1 protein-coding gene is annotated in these 3,362 nt (G+C 72.3%); it reads right to left on the bottom strand.

Going from position 1 to position 3,362, the window contains the following annotated elements:
* Nucleotides 1–3,334: type I polyketide synthase (locus GA0115259_RS38235; protein ID WP_345941105.1), on the bottom strand; the 3,334-nt coding region annotated here is incomplete at its 3' end.
* Nucleotides 3,335–3,362: the final 28 nt, after the last annotated feature.

The following is a 3,362-nucleotide window of genomic DNA, read 5'->3' on the forward strand; positions in this document are numbered from 1 at the left end:
GGCGGGCGTGGATGCCGAAGGTGCGCGCGCCGGAGGCGTCGGGAGCGTCCACGGAGACCTGGATCCGCGTCGCGCCGTGCTCGGGCAGTGTCAGCGGCGACTCCAGCGTGAGTTCCTCCACCCGGTCGGCGCCGAGAAGTCCGCCTGCGGTCAGGGCGAGTTCGAGGAAGGCGGTGCCGGGCACCAGGACCGTGCCGTCGATGGCGTGGTCGGCCAGCCAGGGATGGCTGCCGGTGCCGAGGCGGCCCGAGAGCACATGGTCCTCGCGCCCGGCCAGCTCCATCGCGGTGGAGAGCAGCGGATGGTCCGCGGGATCGAGACCGAGGCCTCTGGCGTCGGTGACGGTGTCGCTCGCGAGCCAGTAGTGCTCGCGCTGGAAGGCGTACGTCGGCAGGTCGACACGGCGGGCGCCCGGGAAGAACGAGGCGGTGTCGAGCGGCGCGCCTCGGGTGAGGGCGGTCGCGAGGCCCGTGGCCAGTGTCTCCGCCTCGGGCCGACCGGCCCGCATCAGCGGCACAGCGGCCGGATCGCCGGTGAGGGAGTCGCGCACCATGGAGGTCAGTACGGCGTCGGGGCCCACCTCCACGAAGACGGTGGCGCCGTGCCGCTCCAGGGCGCGGGCCGCGTCCAGGAAGCGGACCGTACCGCGTATCTGACCGGCCCAGTGGTCGGGCGAGGTGAGGACGGCGGCGTCGGCGATCTCACCGGTGACGGTGGAAACGATCGGAAGGGCGGGCGCGTGAAAGGTGAGGCCGCGCGCGACCGCGAGGAACTCGTCCAGGACATCGTCCATGTGCGGCGAGTGGAAGGCATGGCTGACCTGGAGCCGGCGTGTCCTGCGGCCCAGCGCCCGCCAGTGCTCCGCGACCTGTTCGGCCGCGTCCTCGTCGCCGGAGATCACCAGCGAGGTGGGACCGTTGACAGCGGCGACGGAGAGCAGGCCCGGGTGGAGTGCGAGTCCGGCGGCGAGTTCGGCCTCCTCCGCCTCGATCGCGATCATCGCGCCACCGGTACGCGCCGACTCCATCAGCCGTCCTCGGGCCGCGACGAGCAGCGCCGCGTCGTCCAGCGAGAGCACTCCGGCGACATGGGCGGCGGTCAGCTCGCCGATCGAGTGCCCGGCGAGCAGGGCGGGCGTGAGTCCATGGTGTGCCAGCAGCCGGAACAGCGCCGTCTCCACGGCGAACAGGGCCGGCTGGGTGTACGCGGTCCGGTGCAGCAGCGCACCGTCCGCGCTGTCGGCGGGAGCGAACAGCACATCGCGCAGCGGTCGTTCGAGATGCCGGTCCAGTGCCGCGCAGACCTCGTCGAGGGCGGTGGCGAACACCGGTGACGACGCGTGGAGTTCCTTGCCCATACCGGCGCGCTGTGCGCCCTGTCCGGTGAACAGGAACGCGGTACGGCCGGCGCCCGAGGCACTTCCGGTGACCAACTGCGGTACGTCGGCGCCCTGTGCCAGCGCGTCGAGCCCCGCCAGGAATGTGTCGCCCGTGGTGCCGAGGATCACGGCCCGCCGATCGAGGGCGGTACGGGTGGTCGCGAGCGAGAGACCGATATCCGCGGGACGGGCGCCGGTGGCGGCGATGTGTTCGCGCAGCCGGACAGCCTGGGCGCGCAGGGCCGTCTCGTCGCGCGCGGTGATCAGCCAGGGTGCCAGGGCCGCCGGAACGGGAGGCTCCGGGGCCGGCTGTTCGTCCACCGGCTCGTATTCGAGGACGACATGGGCGTTGGTGCCGCTGATCCCGAAGGAGGAGACGGCGGCCCGGCGCGGACGGTCCACCTCCGGCCACTCCGCCTGCTCGGTGAGCAGCTCCACCGCGCCGGAGTCCCAGTCCACGAACGGCGACGGTTCATCCACATGCAGTGTCTTCGGCAGCACACCGTGGCGCATCGCCTGCACCATCTTGATCACACCGCCCACACCGGCGGCGGCCTGGGCATGACCGATATTGGACTTCAACGAGCCCAGCAGCAGCGGGCGTTCACGGTTCTGCCCGTAGGCGGCGATGACCGACTCGGCCTCGATGGGATCGCCGAGCCGCGTTCCGGTGCCATGGGCCTCCACCGCGTCGACCTCGGCCGGGCCGAGGCCCGCGTCGGCCAGGGCCTGGCGGATGACACGCTGCTGGGAGGGACCGCTGGGCGCGGTGAGTCCATTGCTCGCGCCGTCCTGGTTGATCGCGGAGCCACGGATCACGGCGAGCACCGGATGTCCGTTGCGCCGGGCGTCCGAGAGCCGCTCCACCAGCAGCAGACCGACGCCCTCCGCCCATGAGGTGCCGTCGGCGCCCGCCGCGAAGGACTTGGAGCGTCCGTCGGCCGCGAGACCGCGCTGCCGGGAGAACTCCACGAACATACCGGGCTCCGACATCACGGTGGCGCCGCCGGCGAGGGCCAGTGTGGTCTCTCCGGAGCGCAGCGACCGTACCGCCATGTGCAGCGCCACCAGCGACGACGAGCAGGCCGTGTCCACGGTCACCGCGGGCCCGACGAGCCCGAGCTGATAGGCGATACGGCCGGACATCACACTCGGTGTGGTGCCGGTCAGCAGATAGCCCTCCACACTGTCGGGCGCTTCGTGCATACGCGGTCCGTAGTCGAGCGCCGTGGCGCCGACGAACACACCGGTACGGCTGCCTCTGAGCGCGTCGGCGTCCAGCCCGGCCCGCTCCACGGCCTCCCAGGCGGTCTCCAGCAGCAGCCTCTGCTGTGGATCCATGGCCAGCGCCTCGCGCGGCGAGATCCCGAAGAGGGCGTTGTCGAACCGGGCCGCGTCATGCAGGAATCCGCCCTCGCGTACGGAACTCCTGCCGCTCTTCGACGGATCGCGGTCGAAGAGCTCCTCGTCCCAGCCCCGGTCGACGGGAAAGCCCGAGATCGCGTCGCCGCCGTCGGCGACCAGCCGCCACAGATCCTCGGGCGAGGCGATCCCGCCCGGATAGCGGCAGGCCATGCCGACAATGGCGATGGGCTCATGGGCGGCTTCCGCGCCGGACGGTTCGTCGTCCGCCGCCTCGCCCGGCCCTTCGGTCAGTGTGCGCAGATGGTCGATGAGCGCGGCGGGCGTGGGCCGGTCGAAGAGGAGTCCGCTGGGCAGCCGCAGTCCGGTGGCGGCGGACAGCGCGTTGCGCAGTTCGACCGACATCAGCGAGTCGAAGCCCAGGTCCTTGAAGCTGGTGTGCGGTTCGACGCGGCGGTCGCCGGAGTACTCCAGTACGGAGGCGATGTGCGCGGTGACGAGTCCGGCGAGATCGGCCGAGGTCCCGGCCGGTGACGCCGGCGCGTCCGCCTGGCGCTCAGCCGGTGCGGCGGTCGCCGACGGTGCGGCGGTCAAGGACGCGGCGGCCGACGGGAGGGCCGCC

The organism is Streptomyces sp. MnatMP-M17, assembly GCF_900091995.1.
Taxonomy (GTDB): domain Bacteria; phylum Actinomycetota; class Actinomycetes; order Streptomycetales; family Streptomycetaceae; genus Streptomyces.